We start from the raw sequence: 17,445 nt of genomic DNA, 5'->3' as shown, positions 1-17,445 counted from the left end.
CACGTCATGAAGATCCACAAGTACGACACCGTCATCGTCGGCGCCGGTGGCGCCGGCATGCGCGCCGCCATCGAGTCGACGAAGCGCAGCCGCACCGCCGTGCTGACGAAGCTCTACCCCACCCGCTCCCACACGGGCGCCGCGCAGGGCGGCATGGCCGCCGCGCTCGCGAACGTGGAAGAGGACAACTGGGAGTGGCACACCTTCGACACGGTCAAGGGCGGTGACTACCTGGTCGACCAGGACGCCGCCGAGATCCTGGCGAAGGAGGCCATCGACGCCGTCCTCGACCTGGAGAAGATGGGCCTGCCGTTCAACCGCACCCCGAACGGCACCATCGACCAGCGCCGCTTCGGCGGTCACTCGCGCAACCACGGCGAGGCCCCGGTCCGCCGGTCCTGCTACGCCGCGGACCGCACCGGCCACATGATCCTCCAGACGCTGTACCAGAACTGCGTCAAGGAGGGTGTGGAGTTCTTCAACGAGTTCTACGTCCTGGACCAGCTCATCGTCGAGGTCGACGGTGTGAAGCACTCCGCGGGCGTCGTCGCCTACGAGCTGGCCACCGGCGAGATCCACATCTTCCAGGCCAAGGCCGTGATCTACGCGTCCGGCGGCACCGGCAAGTTCTTCAAGGTGACCTCCAACGCGCACACCCTGACCGGTGACGGCCAGGCCGCGTGCTACCGCCGCGGTCTGCCCCTGGAGGACATGGAGTTCTTCCAGTTCCACCCGACGGGCATCTGGCGCATGGGCATCCTGCTGACGGAGGGCGCCCGCGGTGAGGGCGGCATCCTCCGCAACAAGGACGGCGAGCGCTTCATGGAGAAGTACGCGCCGGTCATGAAGGACCTCGCGTCCCGTGACGTCGTCTCCCGCTCCATCTACACGGAGATCCGCGAGGGCCGCGGCTGCGGTCCCGAGGGCGACCACGTCTACCTGGACCTGACGCACCTTCCGCCGGAGCAGCTGGACGCCAAGCTCCCGGACATCACCGAGTTCGCCCGTACGTACCTCGGCATCGAGCCGTACACGGACCCGATCCCGATCCAGCCCACCGCGCACTACGCCATGGGCGGCATCCCGACCAACGTCGAGGGTGAGGTCCTGTCGGACAACACCACCGTCGTCCCGGGCCTGTACGCGGCCGGCGAGGTCGCCTGCGTGTCGGTGCACGGCGCCAACCGCCTCGGCACCAACTCGCTGCTCGACATCAACGTCTTCGGCAAGCGCTCCGGCATCGCCGCGGCCGAGTACTCCGCCAAGCACGACTTCGTCGAGCTGCCGGAGAACCCGGAGTCCCTCGTCGTCGCGACGATCGAGAAGCTGCGCAACTCCACGGGTCACGAGCGGGTCGCGGACATCCGCCGCGAACTGCAGGAGACCATGGACGCCAACGTCATGGTGTTCCGCACCGAGCAGACGATCAAGACGGCGGTCGAGAAGATCGCCGAGCTGCGCGAGCGCTACGAGAACGTGTCCATCCAGGACAAGGGCAAGCGCTTCAACACGGACCTCCTGGAGGCCATCGAGCTGGGCAACCTGCTCGAACTGGCCGAGGTCATGGCCGTCTCGGCCCTGGCGCGCAAGGAGTCCCGCGGCGGTCACTACCGCGAGGACTACCCGAACCGCGACGACGTCAACTTCATGCGCCACACCATGGCGTACCGCGAGGTCGGCGAGGACGGCTCCGAGACCGTCCGTCTCGACTACAAGCCGGTCGTCCAGACCCGCTACCAGCCGATGGAGCGTAAGTACTGATGGCTACCCCCGTACTGGACAAGGTCGAGGCGGAGTCCGCCGCCTCCCCGTACATCACGGTCACGATGCGGATCCGCCGCTTCAACCCCGAGATCTCGGACGCCTCGGTCTGGGAAGACTTCCAGATCGAGATCGACCCGAAGGAGCGCGTCCTCGACGCCCTCCACAAGATCAAGTGGGACGTCGACGGCACGCTGACCTTCCGCCGGTCGTGCGCGCACGGCATCTGCGGCTCGGACGCGATGCGGATCAACGGCAAGAACAGGCTCGCCTGCAAGACGCTGATCAAGGACATCAACCCCGAGAAGCCGATCACGGTCGAGGCCATAAAGGGCCTGACGGTGCTGAAGGACCTCGTGGTCGACATGGAGCCCTTCTTCCAGGCGTACCGGGACGTCATGCCGTTCCTGGTCACCAAGGGCAACGAGCCGACGCGCGAGCGCCTGCAGACCGCCGAGGACCGCGAGCGCTTCGACGACACCACCAAGTGCATCCTGTGCGCCGCGTGCACGTCGTCCTGCCCGGTCTTCTGGAACGACGGCCAGTACTTCGGTCCGGCCGCGATCGTCAACGCGCACCGCTTCATCTTCGACTCGCGTGACGAGGCGGGCGAGCAGCGCCTGGAGATCCTGAACGACAAGGACGGCGTGTGGCGTTGCCGCACGACCTTCAACTGCACCGACGCGTGCCCGCGTGGCATCGAGGTCACGAAGGCGATCCAGGAAGTCAAGCGCGCGCTGATCACGCGTCGTTTCTGACATTCCGTCGGCCGAGCATTCGGCTGTGAAGCCCGCTTCTGTACGCTGCGCGTGCAGGAGCGGGCTTTTCCCGTTGCGAAGAGTTGTGTGGAGAGCGGGGACTGATGAGCGAGCCGAACCCTTACGCGGACGGGGAGTACAGGTGGGGACCTGGCCAGGAGGCCGGGACTCCGGGGTACGGGTACCCGCAGGACGCGACACCGGGGGCGGGGCCCTACCAGGCACCGGCCTACCAGCCGACGCTGCCGGGTGGAGTGGTCGTGCCGCCGCAGTACCCGACGGGCGGGGCACCCGGGTTCGCCCTCGGGGACATCAGCGTGGTCGGTGACCAGATCCTCACCCCGGCGGGGCCCATGCCGCTCAGGGGGGCGGTGTGGAACGCGATGGACCTGTCGCGTACCGAGGAGAAGATCTCGACGGTCGGCATCGTGCTGGCCTGTCTCTTCGTCGCGGCCTGCGGCCTGGGGCTGCTGTTCCTGCTCATGAAGGAGCAGACCACGACGGGCTTCGTCCAGGTCACGGTGAACAGCGGCGGCAAGCACCACTCCACGATGATCCCGGCGGCGCGCCCGGACACCATCCACTGGGTGATGTCACAGCTCAACTACGCGCGCTCGCTGAGCGTCTGACGCTTCGTTCCATTACGGGGCGCGGGTCCGTAGGGGGCAGTCCGTAGCTCGGCGGGTGGCCCGCAGAGGGCGGGTGGCCCGTAGGGGCGCGGGTGGTCCGTAGCTCGGCGGGTGTCCGTAGGGGGCGGGTCCGGGTCGGGCCAGGGTCGTCCCCGATGGTCCGCGCCGGAGCCGCGGGGGAGTCTTGATCCATGACGAACTCATGGATGCGTACGGCTCGTTGGTCGGCTGCCGCGATGGTGGCCGCCCTGTTGGTGACGGGCGCGGCGATCGCGCCCGCGGGGGCCTCGGCCCCTGCAGAGGCTCCGGCCGCCGTGGGGGCTCCCTCGGTCGTCGCGCCAGTGGGTCATGTCGACGCGGCGGCCCTGCGGGCCGCTCTGGCCGGGTTGCCCGACGACTACGTGCGGGGCGCGATGGTGCGGGTCACCGGGCGGGAGGGGCGGTGGCGAGGGACCGCCGGGGAGTGGACGGGGCCGGTCGACGCGGAGTTCGCCGCCGGCAGCGTCACGAAGCTGTTCACGGCCGCGATAGCGCTCCAGCTCGTCGGTGAGGGCCGGCTCTCCCTGGACGACACGGTCCAGGAGCTGCTGCCGGGGCTGTTGCCCACCTCGTACGAGCCCATCACCGTCGGGCAGCTGCTCAGCCACTCCAGCGGCCTCCAGAAGCCGCAGTGCGTCCGGCCGGGCACCCCGGTGGAGGTCGTCACCTCCGCGGTCTCCTGCGGCACTCCCACGACCCCCGGGACGGCCGTGCAGTACAACGGCATCAACTACTTCCTCGCCGGCCTGGTGGTCGAGCGGGTGACCGGACGGTCGTACGCGGAGGAGCTCCGCGACCGGATACTGCGGCCACTGGGCCTGCGCCACACCTCGCTGCCGGCCGACGACTGGGCGTGGGCCGAGGGTGGGATCGTCTCCCGCGCCTCCGATCTGGAGCGCTTCTTCACCGCGCTGACGCGGGGCCGGCTGCTGCGTCCTGCCGAGCGGAGCCTGCTGTTCGTGACGCCGGCGATACCGGGCGCCGACTTCAGCTACGGCGGCCTGCGGCGGATCGAGCTGCCCGACGGCGGACCGGTGGTCTGGGGCAAGACGGGCTCGAACCGCGGGTACACGAGCGGGGTGTTCGCCACGCGCGGCCTGGGGCGGGTCGTCGTGTACGCGACGCTGCCGACCGGCAAGGACACGGCAAAGGAGACGGCCCGGGTCGTGGACATGGCGAGCGCCGCCTTCCGGGGGACGGCGTAGGTCAGTCGTGCCAGGGGTGAGGGGGGCCTGTCGTCTCCGACTCGATCATGATGCGGCGCAGGAAGTCGTTGAGCTGGCTCCGCTCCTCGGCGGAGAGGACGCCGAGGAGCCGGTACTCCTCGTGCCCGAGGACGTCCATGGCGCCGAGCCAGGTCTGGTGGCCGGACTCGGTGAGCTCGACGACGACCCTGCGACGGTCGGTCGTGGACTGCGTACGGCGGACGAATCCGCGCTTCTCCAGGGCGTCGAGGCGGCCCGAGACGGAGGCGGGGGCGAGGTCGAGGTCCTGGGCGAGCTCGGAGGGGGCGGCGCTGCCGCCGCGGCCGGCGAGCTTGTGGAGGGTGTCGAACTCGTGGCGCTCCAGGTCGAAGTCGGCGAGGGACTGCTCCCTGACCCGGCGGAAGTGGACGGAGAGCTTCTTCATCCGGGTGACGGCGCCTTCGACGACGGGGTCGAGGCCGGGCAGGACGGGCTGCCAGCGGGCGACGTGTTCATCGGTCCAGTCGCGCGGTTCGCCGGGTTCGCGAGGGGCACGCGGTTCGTCGGGGAGCGCCATGGGGTGATCGTACGTCGAGGGGCGGGTTCGCCCCAGGGAAAGTATTTCGTTGACGAATTATTCGGTACCGAAATACTCTGCGGTTCATGCCCGCCGCACCCGTGCGCCCCGTCGCGCCCGCCGCCGTCCCCCATCCCCTGCGCACCCGCCCCTTCCGTCTCCTCTTCACCGGTCGCGCCCTCTCCCTCCTGGGCGACGCCGCCATCCCCGCCGCCCTCGCCCTCGCCGTCCTGGAGGCCACCGGCTCCACCGCGGCGCTCGCCCTCGTCCTCGGCTGCGCGATGGTCCCCAAGCTCCTCCTGCTGCCGCTGGGCGGGGTCGTCGGCGACCGCTTCGACGCCCGTACCGTCGCGCTGACCACCGATCTCGTACGCTTCGCCGCCCAGCTCCTCGTCGGCGTCCAGCTGCTCGGCGGCGACCCGAGCCTCGCCGTCCTCGCGACCGCCGAGGCGGTGGGCGGCGCGGCCGGGGCCTTCGCGATGCCGACCGGCTCGCCGCTGATCCAGGGGACGGTCGCGCCCGAGGCGCTGCACCGCGCCAACGCGGCGATGGCCGTCGCCCGGAGCGCCAGCCGGCTCGGCGGGCCGGCGCTCGCGGGCGCCCTGGTCCTGACCGTCGGCCCGGGCTGGGCGTTCGTCCTGGACGCGGCCACGTTCGCCGTCAGCGCCCTGCTCCTGACGGCCGTACGGGTGAAGCGGGTACGGATCCCCCGTCGCTCGCTCCGCGCCGATCTGGCGGAGGGCTGGCAGGAGGTCCGCTCCCGGGACTGGTACTGGACCAGCCTGATCGGCCACAGCGCCTGGAACGGCGCCGCGGCCGTCCTGATGACCCTCGGGCCCGCCATCGCCGTGCACCGGCTCGGCTCCGCCACCACCTGGGTCGTCCTGCTCCAGGTCGGCGCCGTCGGCTTCCTCCTCGGCGCGCTGCTCGCCGACCGGGTCAGCCCCCGGCGCCCGGTCCTGATGGCGAACCTCGGGCTCGCCACGTACGCCCTGCCGCTGATCCTGCTGGCCGTCGCCGCGCCCGCACCGGTGACGATCGCGGCCTACGGGCTCGCCCAGGCGGGGCTCGGCTTCCTCTCCCCCGTGTGGGAGACCGCCGTCCAGCGGGCGGTGCCCGCCCACGCGCTCGCCCGGGTCACCTCGTACGACTGGCTGCTCTCGCTGGCCGCGATGCCGCTGGGCTACGCCCTGGCCCCGCTCGCCGCCTCCGCCTGGGGGCCCGAGGTGCCGCTGCTCGCGGCCGCGGTGGTGGTGGGCGGCTGCTGCCTCGCCACGGCGCTCGTCCCGGGGGTACGGCGCTTCCGCTGAGGCCGCGTCAGCGCGGCGCGTCGGCCTCGGCGCCGACTCCGCGCGTCGACGTCAGTGTCAGCGCCGCGCGCCGGTGTCAGTGTCAGCGCCGTGCGTCGGCGTCAGTGCCACGCGGCGGCGTACGCCTCGGTCAGGAAGTCGACGAGCAGCCGGGCGGTCTCGTCGGGGCGCTCCAGGGCCGGGAGGTGTCCGGCCCAGTCGAGGTCGATCCGGCGGGCGGCGGGCAGGAGGCCGGCGAGCCGGTCCGCGACCGCCCGGAAGTCGGGCACGTCGTGGGCGCCGACGGCGACGAGGGCGGGGACCTCGATGCGGGCGAGTTCGTCCGGGGTGACCCCGGGGTCGACGGGGCCGAACTCCTCGGGCGCGGCGAGCTGGACCTCGAAGGCGTGCCGCTGCATCTCCCGCACCAGGGCGCGGGCGGCCTCGTCGGCCTCGGGGCCGAGCCAGGTGTCGACGTTGAGCTCGACGGCGGCGTCGAGGTGCCCCGCGTCGAGCATCGCGTCCTCACGGTCGCCCCAGGCCCGCAGCTCCTCGCTCGGCTGCATGCCGGGGATGCCTGAGGCGAGCAGGGCGAGGGCGGAGACCCGGCCGGGGTGGCGGGCGGCGAACTCCAGGGCGACGCGGCCGCCGAAGGAGGAGCCGACGACGGCGGCCCGGTCGACGCCGAGGTGGTCGAGAAGGTCCCGGACGTCCTCGGCGTGGGTGTGCCGGGCATCGACGGGGGTGTCGCCGAAGCCGCGGAGGTCGCAGCGGACGACACGGTGGCCCGCCTCCGCGAGCGCGGGGAGCTGCCCGTCCCACATCCGGCGGTCGCAGACCCCGGAGTGCAGCAGGACGACGGTCGAGGGGCCTTGGCCGGCCAGGTCATGAGAGAGCGTCACCCGGCGACCCTAGGTGGTGGGGCGGTGGACGGCGACCTGTTTGTTCCAGCGACTTGAACACGTTCAAGAGGAGGTCTACAGTCATGCCCAACAGCTTTTGAACGCGTTCAAGGGAGGGTGGGGCATGGACCTCACTGTCGTCGCGTACATCGTCTACCTGCTGATCAGCGTGGCGCTGACCATCTGGGTCGCCCGCACGCTCAGCCGCAACGGAAGGATCTTCCTCGCCGACGTCCTGCACGGGAACGAGAAGCTCGCCGAGGCCGTCAACCACCTCCTCGTGGTCGGCTTCTACCTCGTCAACTTCGGCTTCGTCGCCCTCTACCTGAGCCAGGACGAGGCCGTCCTCGACGCCCGCGCCCTCTTCGAGGCGCTCTCCGTGAAGCTCGGGGTCGTCCTGCTCGTCCTCGGCGTGATGCACCTGGGCAACGTGTACGTACTCAACAAGATCCGCCGCCGGGGCGTGATGGAGCGCGAGCAGGTACCGCCGGTCGGTCCGCAGGGCTGGACCGCGACGCCCAAGGGCGGCCCCTGGGCCCCGCCCGCTCCGCAGGGCTGAGGTCCGGCCATGGCGACACCAGCGCCGACACCGGCGCAGGCACCGGAACCGGCGAAGGCACAGGCACAGGCACAGGCACAGGCACAGGCACAGGCACAGGCCGCACGGACGCCCGTCGGACGTCTGACCGTGCTGTACGACGCCGACTGTCCGCTCTGCGTCCACCTGAGGCACTGGCTGCTGCGCCAGCGGCAGCTCGTGCCGCTGGATCTCGTCCCGGCCGGCTCCCAGGAGGCCCGGCGCCGCTTCCCGGCCCTCGACCACTCCGCCACCCTGCGGGAGATCACCGTGGTCGGGGACCGGGGGCAGGTCTACCGGGAGACCGGCGCCTGGATCGTCTGCCTCTGGGCCCTGGCCGACCACCGGGCCAAGGCCCACTGGCTGGCCACCCCCGCGGGGCAGCCCTTCGCCCGGATGACGGTCCTCGCCGCCGCGAAGTGGCGGGAGGCCCTCAAGGGGCCGGACTGCGAGGACGGGCGCTGCGAGGTGCCCGGCCCGCCCGGCTAGGCTCGGGCGCGTGAAGGACGTGAAGGAAGAGAAGAAGGCCCCGAAGAGCGAGCAGACCCGCACGCTCATCCTCGAAACCGCGCTCCGGCTGTTCAAGGAGCGCGGTTACGACAAGACGACGATGCGGGCCATCGCTCAGGAGGCCGGGGTCTCCGTCGGCAACGCGTACTACTACTTCTCGTCCAAGGAGCACCTCGTCCAGGGCTTCTACGACCGGATCGCCCAGGAGCACCAGGCCGCGGTCGAGCCCATCCTGACCGGTGGCGAGAAGGACCTGACGGCACGGATCCGGGGGGTCTACCTCGGCTGGCTCGACATCGCGGAGCCGTACCACGAGTTCGCGTCGCAGTTCTTCAAGAACGCCGCCGATCCGGACAGTCCGCTCAGCCCGTTCTCACCGGAGTCGGAGGGCCCGCGCGAGGCGGCGATCGAAGTCCACCGGCGGGTCATCTCCGGCGCTTCGGTGAAGGTCGACCCGGAGCTCACCGAGGCGCTTCCGCAGTTGCTGTGGCTCCAGCAGATGGGCCTCGTGCTGTTCTGGGTGTACGACCGTTCGGAGAACGCCGCCAACAGCCGGCGGCTCGTCGAGCGGCTCGCGCCGGTCACGGCCCGCGCGATCTCGCTCTCCCGCTTCCGGATCCTCCGGCCGCTCGTCAAGGAGACGCACGAGCTGCTCGCCGACTTCATGCCGACGGCGGCAGGGATGGCGGCCTCGGGCAAGCCCAAGCGGGCTACCCCGAAGCCGCCGGACACTCCCTAGATCCAGTTGAGCTCCCACAGGCGCCAGATGCCCGTGCCGTCCGTGAGGTACTGGGATCCGCCCACGGCCTCCGTGGAGAGGACGTAGTCCTTCTTCTGCCACAGCGGGACGAGCGGGACGTCGTCGGCGACCTCGTCCTGGATCTCCCGGAAGTCCCCGGTCGCCCGGGACCGGTCGCTGAACTGCTGCGTCGAGGCGATCAGGGTGTCGATCCGCTTGCTGGAGAAACCGTTGTGCAGCGTGTTCTGCGTGCCGACGAGGGGCGCGGTGAAGCTGTCGGAGTCGGGGAAGTCGGGGAGCCAGCCGACGGTGTACGCGTCGTAGGCGCCTCGCGCGTACCCCTTCTGGAAGCTCTTCCAGTCGGCCACGACGACCTTGACCTCGAAGAGGCCGGTCTCCTCCAGCTGCCGCTTGACCTCGGCCGCCTCGGCCTCGTAGGTGGCGTCCTTGCGGACGCCGAAGGTGAAGGCCACCGGCGTCCGCACGCCGGCCTCCTCCAGGAGCTCCGCCGCCTTCTTCGCGCTCGGCGCGGGATTGAGGTCGTAGAAGGCGGTGCTGTGCCCGACGAAGCCCTGCGGGATGAGCGAGTACAGCGGTTCGACCGTGCCCTTGTAGGCGCCGGTGGTGATCTCCGGGCGGTCGATGACCGCGGCGACGGCCTGCCGTACGGCCTTGTCCGCCATCGGCGAGCCGGGCCGGACGTTGAAGTTGAGGTTGCGGATCTCCGCGCTCTCCGCCTCGGTGAGCCGGGTCCTGCCGTCGCTCTCCAGGGTCGAGAGGAAGCTCGGCGGCAGCTGCCGGTGCGTGACGTCGACCTGCTGCGACTTCCACGCGGCGGCGAGGTCCTCGGACTGGCCGAAGTACTTCACGAGGACGGGGCCGCCGCTCTTGGTGATGGCGCCCCGGTACTTCGGGTTGGGCTCCAGGAGCGCGGACTCGCCCGGCTTGTACTCCTTGAGGACGTACGGGCCGGAGCCGTCGACGGCCAGGCCGGTGCGCAGCGTGTCGGCCGGGTACTGATCCTTGTCGACGATCGAGCCGGCGCCCGTGGCCACCTTCAGCGGGAAGGTGGCGTCCCGGCCGCTCAGGTTGAAGGTGACGGTGCGGCCACTGGCCACGACGTTCTTCAGCGTCGGGAAGAGCGGCTGCGGACCGACGTCCGTCTTGATGCGCAGCATCCGCTCGAAGGAGTACTCGACGTCCTCGGCCGTCACCTTGCGCCCGCCGGCGAAGGTGAGGTCGTCGCGGAGCGTGCACTGGTACTTGGTGAGTCCGGACCCCAGGAACTTGCAGCTCTCGGCGGCGTCCGGGACCGGGGTCGTGGACCCCGGCTTGAACGTCAGCAACGACTGGAAGACGTTGCTGTACATGGCCCAGGAACCGGCGTCGTAGGCGCCGGCCGGGTCGAGTGAAGTGACTTCGTCGGTCGTGCCGACGCTGACCGGATCCGTCCGGACGTCGTCGGAGGGCAGGAGTTGCCAGCCTCCGACTCCGGCCGCCACCAGTACTCCACAAGTGATGAGGATCCGCAGACGGACCGTCGACCGCATTGCCGTGCTTCCTTTTTTCGTACCACCGCGGGCACGACGCCCCCCGAACACGCCGCGATGCCGTCAGCCAATCACACGATCTTCACAAGCGGAAGGGGAAACTTTCACACGGCAGGTATATGTCCGGGATATGGGACTTTAAGTCGATGAGCAGCACGTATCACTCCTGGAGCGGGGAGTGACGAGCCCTGATTACGCCTGTTTCGAGGCGAGTTCGACGATCGTGATGTCGGAGGGGGCACCGACCCGGACCGGGGGTCCCCAGGCGCCCGCGCCCCGGGAGACGTACAGCTGGGTGTCGCCGTACCGTTCGAGCCCCGCGACCGTCGGATTGGCGAGCTCCGCGAGGTAGTTGCCCGGCCAGAGCTGGCCGCCGTGGGTGTGGCCGGAGAGCTGGAGGTCCACGCCGTGGCGTACGGCGTCGTGGATGACGATCGGCTGGTGGGCGAGGAGGACGGCGGCGCGGGCCCGGTCGCGGTCGCCGAGGGCGCGGACGAAGTCGGGGCCCTGCCCCTCGTTCTCCCCCGCGACGTCGTCGACGCCCGCGAGGTCGAAGCCGGCGGCGATCTCCACGCGCTCGTTGCGCAGCGGGCGCAGGCCGAGTTCGCGTACGTGGTCGACCCAGGCGTCGGCACCGGAGAAGTACTCGTGGTTGCCGGTCACGAAGAAGGAGCCGTGGCGGGCGCGGAGCTCGGCGAGCGGTTCGGCGGCGGAGCCGAGGTTCTCGACGGTGCCGTCGACGAGGTCGCCGACGATCGCGATCAGGTCGGGCTGGGTGGAGTTGATCGTGTCCACGATGCGCCGGCTGTGGGCGCGGCCCAGGATCGGCCCGAGGTGGATGTCGGAGACGACGGCGATCCGGTAGCCGTGCGCGGCGCGCGGCACCTTGGCGAGCGGGACGGTGACGCGCTTGACCCGGGGGCCGCGCAGCACGCCGTACGTGCCGTACCCGACGGTCCCGAGGGCGACGGCCGCGGCGGAGCCTCCGACGACGCGCGAGACGAACAGCCGCCGGGAGACCTCGGCCGGGGGCGCGGCCGGGGTCTCGGGAGCCGAGGGCGCCGAGGGCGCCGAGGGTGCCGAGGGTGCCGAGGGTGCCGCAGGAGTGTCGGTCGAGGCGGTGGCGTCGGCCGGGGCCGTGGGCTCCTTCACGTCGGACGCGGGGGCGGACGCGGACGCCTTCTCGGGTACGGACACAGGTTCGGGAGCCGGAGCCGGAGCGGGCTCGGGAGCCGTCACCGCCGGGGCGGCCGGGGCCGGGGCGGCCTGGGCGGCGCGGCGGGCGAGCGCGCGGCGCAGGACGGGCCGCACGGCCTCGCCGACGACCAGGGCCAGGGTCACGTACAGGAGCAGGGCGAGCCAGAGGAACCCCGGCCAGGCCACCACCTGCTGGAACCAGAAAGGCGCTCCGGCGCGCGAGGAGGTCAGGGCCGCGACCGAGAGCAGCGGCAGGGCGACGACGGCGACCGTGCCCAGCCGGCGGGGCAGACCGCCCGGCACCGTCACGTCGCGCACGAGCCGTCGCCACACGTACCAGTGGACCCCCACCAGCACGGCGAGCACCACGACCAGGACCAGCAGGAAGGCGAGCACGCCCCGAACCCCTCTTTCTCGCTTGAGACCTAAGAGCTGTGACCGGCGTTGCAGCGCGCGGCGCGCACCCCACGCAACCCGAGCACTCCGATCACCGTCCCCAAGACAAAGGACGTGACGGCGAGCAGCAGATGAACCCAGAAATAGGCCGTCGGGTCGCCCGCGTCGTCGAAGGCGAGGCCGCTCCCGTCGTTCCAGAGGTTCTTGACGAAAGTGATCCAGATGAACCAGCTCCACACCCCGAACGCGAGCAGGAACCAGGAGACGCGACGGCTGAGCTTCATGGCCCCAGTATCACCGTCCGCCTCCCGGCCCCCGCGTCCGGGTGGACGAGCCCGGACGAACCGCCCGGTGGGGTTCGGATCCCTGTTCCGTACCTGTACGTTCTCGACCGTGTCTGCTTCGAATAGGACCGCTTGGGCGGTCGCCGCTGCTGTACTCCTGCCGCTCGTCACCGCCGCGCCCGCAGCTCACGCGGACGGAAAAGACGAGAAGGACAAGCAGCCCAAACCGCCTGCCGTGATGTCCACCGTCGGCGGCGCGCTGCTCGGCAAGCCCGGTACGCAGGTCCAGCTGGGCATCGGCGCCCCCGTCCTGCCCAAGGAGCTGTCCGCCCGCTCCTGGATCGTCGCGGACGCGGAGAGCGGGCAGGTCCTCGCCGCGCACAACGCGCACTGGCGGCTCGCCCCGGCGTCCACGCTCAAGATGCTCTTCGCGGACACGCTGCTCCCGAAGTTCCCGAAGTCGCAGAACCGTCTGGTCACCACCGCGGACCTGGCCGGCATCGGCTCCGGCTCCAGCCTCGTCGGCATCAAGGAGAAGCAGACCTACAGCGTCCACGACCTGTGGCTCGGTGTCTTCCTCCGCTCCGGCAACGACGCCGTCCACGTCCTGTCGAGCATGAACAACGGTGTCCGGCAGACCGTGAAGGACATGAACGACCACGCGGCCGAGCTCCAGGCGCTCGACACCCACGTGGTCTCCCCCGACGGCTACGACGCCCCGGGCCAGGTCTCCTCCGCGTACGACCTCACGCTCATCGCCCGCAACGGCATGCAGAAGCCCGACTTCCGGGAGTACGCGGCCACACCCCGCGCCGCCTTCCCCGGCGAGCAGAAGCCCGGCAAGAAGCGCGAGACCTTCGAGATCCAGAACACCAACCGGCTGCTGACCGGCGACCTCGGCGTCGCTCCCTACCAGGGGATCGCCGGAGTCAAGAACGGCAACACCACGCACGCGGGATCCACCTTCACGGGGGTCGCGGAGCGGGGCGGGAAGGTGCTGCTCGTCACCGTCATGAACCCGTCGTCGAAGGAGCAGCACGCGGTCTACAAGGAGACCGCCCGGCTGCTCGACTGGGGCTTCGCTGCGGCCGGGAAGGTGACCCCGGTGGGCGAGCTGGTGCCGCCCACCTCGGCCCGTACGGGTACGGGGAGCACGGGGAGCACGGACGGGGGCGCGACGCCCGCGCCCGGCAAGAACGCCCCCGACGGGTCGGCGGCCCCCGCGGCGGCCGAGGAGAGGTCCGGCGGGGTCGGGATCGCGCTGAGCGTCGCGGGCGGCGCGCTCGTCCTGCTCGCCGGCGCCGTCTTCCTCGTCAACCGTCGCTGGCCGCTGTCCGCTTCGGGGTCGCGTCGTCGTCGCTCCCGGGATCCGCTGGACCCCGACGTGAACCCGTAGCCGTCCAGGCGGCGCAGAACAGCAGCAGCTTCGCGGTGAAGTTGATCCACAGCATCAGGGCGATCGGGGTGCCGAACGCCCCGTACATCGACTTCCCCGCGACCCCCTTCATGTAGCCGCCGAGCAGCAGCTTGAGCAGCTCGAAGCCGACCGCGCCGATGAGAGCCGCCACCACCAGCCGGCGGCGGGGCGGCTGGACGCCGGGCAGCAGCGTCAGGAGGTACAGCAGCATCAGGAAGTCGGCGGCGACGGCGACGAGGACGGCGGCCGCCTGGAGCAGGTAGCCGCCCGCCCCGTCACCGGAGATGCCGACCCGGTCGGCGGTCCAGCCGACGGCGGTGGAGCCGAGCCAGGACGCGGCGAGCGAGCAGACCGCGACACCGCCGAGCCCGAGGAGCACCAGCGTGTCCTTGCCCTTGCGGACGACCGGGTTGCCCTCCTCGACGTCGTCGAGCCCCCACACGGCCCGCAGGCAGTCCCGCATGGCGCCGATCCAGCTGATGCCGGTGACGAGCAGGAGGGCGCCGGCGATGAGCCCGACGGTGCCGGCGTTGGCGACGAGCCCGTTGATGTCGAGCTGCTCGGAGATGCCGGGCACCTGGTCGGCGACCTTCTCCTCGATCCGGTCGAGCTGCTCGTCGGAGAGGAGCGCGGCGCCGATCGCGGCGGCCACGGTGATCAGCGGGAAGAGGGCGAGGAAGGAGAGGAAGGTGATCGCGGCGGCGAGCCGGCTCCAATGGACCTCGTCGAGGGTCTCGTACGAGCGCCAGGCGTGGGTCCGCATGAAGCGGGTGACCACGGGGCCGATGACGGGGAGCTTGGTCAGCCAGTCCATGTCGTGCGCGTACCCCTTTTGATCCGTGCGATCCGTGCGATCCGCGCCATGCGTGCGATGCCTGCGATCCGCGAGTTGGCCCGGGTACGAGAATCCCCCGGCGGCGCGCGCGGAGCGGTGACCGACATCCCGACAGACCGACATCCCGTTCGCCCATATCGACGAACCGCCACGCAATACTGCATAAGCGACAGACACGGCTATACGGTCGCCCTCATGGCTGACGAGACCCATCGCCCTCTGAGGAGCACGCCCATGAAGGACGCCTTCGGCCCGCAGTCCCTGCTCATCCTCGGCGGCACCTCCGAGATCGGGCTCGCCACCGCCCGCCGGCTGATCGCCCGCCGCACCCGCACCGTCTGGCTGGCCGGCCGCCCCTCCCCCGCGCTCGCCGCCGCCGCGGACTCGCTCCGCGCGCTCGGCGCGGACGTGCGGACCGTCCCCTTCGACGCGCTCGACACCGAGTCGCACGAGGAACGGCTCGGCAAGATCTTCACCGAGGGCCCCGTCGACATGGTGCTGCTCGCCTTCGGGATCCTCGGCGACCAGGCGCACGACGAGTCCGATCCCGTCGCCGCCGTCCGGGTCGCGCAGACCAACTACACGGGCGCCGTCTCGGCCGGGCTGGTGTGCGCGGGCGCACTCCAGGCGCAGGGGCACGGCTCGCTGGTGGTGCTCTCCTCGGTCGCGGGCGAGCGGGCCCGGCGCGCCGACTTCATCTACGGCTCCTCGAAGGCGGGCCTCGACACCTTCGCCCAGGGGCTCGGGGACGCGCTGTACGGCACCGGCGTGCGCGTCATGGTCGTCCGGCCCGGCTCCGTGCGGTCGAGGGCGGCGGCCGGGCGCGCGGGGACGCGGCTCACGACGACCCCGGAGGCGGTCGCGACCGCGATCGAGCTGGGGATGCGGCGGCGCTCGGAGACGGTCTGGGTGCCGGGGGCGCTGCGGATGGTGACGGCGGCGGTACGACACCTGCCGAGGCCGCTCTTCCGCCTCCTGCCGGTGTGAGGGCGGGGGCTCTGAGGGCCGGTGTCCGATGGGCCGGGGCCCTGAGGGCCGGTGTCCGGTGGGCCGGTGTCCGGTGGGTTCAGCCGGCGGGGGTGACGGTCGGCGTGTCGACCGGGCTGCCGCCCTGCGTCGGGACGGCCGAGATCGGCCGGCCGCTGCCGAACTCGTAGTCGTACAGCTTCCGCCACACGCCGTCCGGGCCCTGCTCGTACAGCGCGAAGGAGCGGCACGTCCAGGCCGCCTCGTACGCCGCGAGCTCCTTGAACGCCCGGTCCATCCCCTCCTCGGAGATGGCGTGCGCCACGGTGACGTGCGGGTGGTACGGGAACTGGAGCTCGCGCGCGAGCGGTCCCGCCTCGTCCCGGATCTGGTGCTGGAGCCGGTTGCAGAGGGGGACGCCCTGCTTGAGCTTCACGAAGACGACCGGGGAGAGGGGGCGGAAGGTCCCGGTGCCCTTCAGACGTACGGGGAAGGGCTGGTACTCGGCGGCGACACCGGCGAGGTGCGCCTCGATCTCCGGGAGCCGCTCCTCCGCGACCTCGGTCGGCGGGACGAGGGTGACGTGGGTGGGGATGCCGTGCGCGGCGGGATCCCCGAAGCCCGCGCGCCGCTCCTGGAGCAGGCTGCCGTAGGGCTCCGGGACCGCGATCGAAACGCCGAGCGTTACGGTCCCCACGTCGTTCTCCTCCGTCGTCCGTCGTCCGTCGAATGGTGTGGTGGTACAGCCGCCAGTGTGCGTCCTGTACCACCCTCGTGGCCAGGGTCCTAGGACTCAGTGCTTGGCGGGCAGGAAGCCCATCCGGTCGTACGTCTGCGCCAGCGTCTCCGCCGCGACCGCACGGGCCTTCTCCGCGCCCTTGGCCAGGATCGAGTCCAGCGTCTCCGGGTCGTCCAGGTATTCCTGGGTCCGGGCCCGGAACGGCGTGACGAAGTCCACCATGACCTCGGCCAGATCCGTCTTCAGCGCGCCGTACATCTTGCCCTCGTAGCTCTTCTCCAGGTCGGCGATGCTCGTCCCGGTGAGGGTGGACAGGATGGTGAGGAGGTTGGAGACGCCCGCCTTGTTCTCCGGATCGAAGCGGATCACCGTGTCCGTGTCGGTGACGGCGCTCTTGACCTTCTTCGCGGTGACCTTCGGCTCGTCCAGGAGGTTGATCAGGCCCTTCGGCGTCGACGCCGACTTGCTCATCTTGATCGTCGGGTCCTGGAGGTCGTAGATCTTCCCGGTCTCCTTGACGATGTACGGCTTGGGGACGGTGAAGGTGTCGCCGAAGCGGCCGTTGAAGCGCTCCGCGAGGTCACGGGTCAGCTCGATGTGCTGGCGCTGGTCCTCGCCGACCGGGACCTCGTTGGCCTGGTAGAGCAGGATGTCCGCGACCTGGAGGATCGGGTACGTGAAGAGGCCGACGGTGGCGCGGTCGGCGCCCTGCTTCGCCGACTTGTCCTTGAACTGCGTCATGCGGGAGGCCTCGCCGAAGCCCGTGAGGCAGTTCATGACCCAGCCGAGCTGAGCGTGCTCGGGGACGTGGCTCTGGACGAACAGGGTGCAGCGGTCCGGGTCGAGACCGGCGGCGAGCAGCTGCGCGACGGCGAGGCGGGTGTTGTCCCGCAGCTCGGCGGGGTCCTGCGGGACCGTGATGGCATGCAGGTCGACGACCATGTAGAAGGCGTCGTGGGACTCCTGCAGTGCGACGTACTGACGGACCGCACCGAGGTAGTTGCCGAGGTGGAACGAGCCTGCCGTGGGCTGGATTCCGGAGAGCGCGCGAGGACGATCAGAGGCCATGCACATCATTCTCTCAGGTGTGGGAACC

Annotated in this window: 18 protein-coding genes; 10 read left to right on the top strand and 8 right to left on the bottom strand. The window is 70.9% G+C overall.

What is annotated here, in order from left to right; genetic code table 11:
• Positions 1-6: 6 nt before the first annotated feature.
• From sdhA to OG361_RS24810, 4 genes are all read left to right on the top strand, one after another.
• Positions 7-1,761: a succinate dehydrogenase flavoprotein subunit gene (sdhA, locus tag OG361_RS24825; protein ID WP_405856889.1), complete on the top strand. Its 1,755-nt coding sequence runs from the start codon at positions 7-9 to the stop codon at positions 1,759-1,761.
• Positions 1,761-2,519 carry a succinate dehydrogenase iron-sulfur subunit gene (locus OG361_RS24820; protein ID WP_024755306.1) on the top strand — a complete coding sequence of 253 codons (759 nt, stop codon included), beginning with the start codon at positions 1,761-1,763 and terminating at the stop codon, positions 2,517-2,519. Before sdhA ends, OG361_RS24820 begins: the two co-directional genes overlap by 1 nt.
• Positions 2,520-2,623: 104 nt before the next feature.
• Positions 2,624-3,148 (top strand): hypothetical protein, encoded by a 525-nt coding sequence (locus tag OG361_RS24815; protein WP_405856886.1) that lies wholly within the window; start codon positions 2,624-2,626, stop codon positions 3,146-3,148.
• 191 nt (positions 3,149-3,339) lie between these two features.
• The gene (locus tag OG361_RS24810; RefSeq protein ID WP_405856884.1) at positions 3,340-4,392 is read left to right on the top strand and encodes a serine hydrolase domain-containing protein; all 1,053 of its coding nucleotides are present in this window, start codon (positions 3,340-3,342) and stop codon (positions 4,390-4,392) included.
• 1 nt (position 4,393) lies between these two features.
• On the opposite strand, the gene OG361_RS24805 is transcribed toward OG361_RS24810, so the two are convergent.
• Positions 4,394-4,948: a MarR family winged helix-turn-helix transcriptional regulator gene (locus OG361_RS24805; RefSeq protein ID WP_405856882.1), complete on the bottom strand. Its 555-nt coding sequence runs from the start codon at positions 4,946-4,948 to the stop codon at positions 4,394-4,396.
• Between the two features lie 86 nt (positions 4,949-5,034).
• On the opposite strand from OG361_RS24805, the gene OG361_RS24800 reads away from it, so the two are divergent.
• The gene (locus OG361_RS24800) at positions 5,035-6,258 is read left to right on the top strand and encodes an MFS transporter (RefSeq protein WP_405856880.1); all 1,224 of its coding nucleotides are present in this window, start codon (positions 5,035-5,037) and stop codon (positions 6,256-6,258) included.
• A gap of 101 nt (positions 6,259-6,359) precedes the next feature.
• On the opposite strand, the gene OG361_RS24795 is transcribed toward OG361_RS24800, so the two are convergent.
• Positions 6,360-7,139, bottom strand: coding sequence for an alpha/beta fold hydrolase (locus OG361_RS24795; RefSeq protein WP_405856878.1), 780 nt, complete (start codon positions 7,137-7,139; stop codon positions 6,360-6,362).
• A gap of 124 nt (positions 7,140-7,263) precedes the next feature.
• On the opposite strand from OG361_RS24795, the gene OG361_RS24790 reads away from it, so the two are divergent.
• From OG361_RS24790 to OG361_RS24780, 3 genes are read left to right on the top strand one after another with little or no spacing between them, the layout of a single operon-like run.
• Complete coding sequence (locus tag OG361_RS24790; RefSeq protein ID WP_405856876.1) at positions 7,264-7,698, top strand: hypothetical protein; 435 nt, start codon at positions 7,264-7,266, stop codon at positions 7,696-7,698.
• Positions 7,699-7,707: 9 nt separating this feature from the next.
• Positions 7,708-8,205: a thiol-disulfide oxidoreductase DCC family protein gene (locus tag OG361_RS24785; protein ID WP_405856874.1), complete on the top strand. Its 498-nt coding sequence runs from the start codon at positions 7,708-7,710 to the stop codon at positions 8,203-8,205.
• Between the two features lie 10 nt (positions 8,206-8,215).
• Positions 8,216-8,965, top strand: coding sequence for a TetR/AcrR family transcriptional regulator (locus OG361_RS24780; protein WP_405856872.1), 750 nt, complete (start codon positions 8,216-8,218; stop codon positions 8,963-8,965).
• Here OG361_RS24780 and OG361_RS24775 read toward each other — a convergent pair.
• From OG361_RS24775 to OG361_RS24765, 3 genes are all read right to left on the bottom strand, one after another.
• A complete protein-coding gene (locus OG361_RS24775; RefSeq protein WP_405856870.1) occupies positions 8,962-10,515 on the bottom strand; it encodes an ABC transporter substrate-binding protein in 1,554 nt (517 codons plus the stop codon). The genes OG361_RS24780 and OG361_RS24775 overlap by 4 nt on opposite strands.
• Positions 10,516-10,707: 192 nt before the next feature.
• Positions 10,708-12,108, bottom strand: coding sequence for a metallophosphoesterase (locus OG361_RS24770; RefSeq protein WP_405856868.1), 1,401 nt, complete (start codon positions 12,106-12,108; stop codon positions 10,708-10,710).
• Positions 12,109-12,137: 29 nt separating this feature from the next.
• Entirely contained in the window at positions 12,138-12,392 is a 255-nt protein-coding gene (locus OG361_RS24765; protein ID WP_405856866.1) for an SCO4848 family membrane protein, read from the bottom strand.
• Between the two features lie 109 nt (positions 12,393-12,501).
• Between OG361_RS24765 and OG361_RS24760 the strand changes: the two genes are divergently transcribed.
• On the top strand, positions 12,502-13,788 hold the full coding sequence (locus tag OG361_RS24760) for a D-alanyl-D-alanine carboxypeptidase family protein (protein WP_405856864.1): 1,287 nt from the start codon (positions 12,502-12,504) through the stop codon (positions 13,786-13,788).
• Here the strand turns inward: OG361_RS24760 and OG361_RS24755 are convergent.
• Positions 13,706-14,623: a YihY/virulence factor BrkB family protein gene (locus tag OG361_RS24755; protein ID WP_405856862.1), complete on the bottom strand. Its 918-nt coding sequence runs from the start codon at positions 14,621-14,623 to the stop codon at positions 13,706-13,708. The genes OG361_RS24760 and OG361_RS24755 overlap by 83 nt on opposite strands.
• A 255-nt stretch (positions 14,624-14,878) precedes the next feature.
• Between OG361_RS24755 and OG361_RS24750 the strand changes: the two genes are divergently transcribed.
• Positions 14,879-15,631, top strand: coding sequence for a decaprenylphospho-beta-D-erythro-pentofuranosid-2-ulose 2-reductase (locus tag OG361_RS24750; RefSeq protein ID WP_405856860.1), 753 nt, complete (start codon positions 14,879-14,881; stop codon positions 15,629-15,631).
• A gap of 79 nt (positions 15,632-15,710) precedes the next feature.
• On the opposite strand, the gene OG361_RS24745 is transcribed toward OG361_RS24750, so the two are convergent.
• On the bottom strand, positions 15,711-16,307 hold the full coding sequence (locus OG361_RS24745; RefSeq protein ID WP_405856858.1) for a 2'-5' RNA ligase family protein: 597 nt from the start codon (positions 16,305-16,307) through the stop codon (positions 15,711-15,713).
• 96 nt (positions 16,308-16,403) lie between these two features.
• Positions 16,404-17,417 carry a tryptophan--tRNA ligase gene (gene trpS, locus OG361_RS24740; protein WP_405856856.1) on the bottom strand — a complete coding sequence of 338 codons (1,014 nt, stop codon included), beginning with the start codon at positions 17,415-17,417 and terminating at the stop codon, positions 16,404-16,406.
• Positions 17,418-17,445 lie beyond the last annotated feature (28 nt).

This window comes from Streptomyces sp. NBC_00090 (genome assembly GCF_045160815.1).
GTDB lineage: Bacteria > Actinomycetota > Actinomycetes > Streptomycetales > Streptomycetaceae > Streptomyces.
The sequence above is the reverse complement of the archived record's forward strand: the minus strand, read 5'-3'. Positions and strand labels throughout refer to the sequence as shown.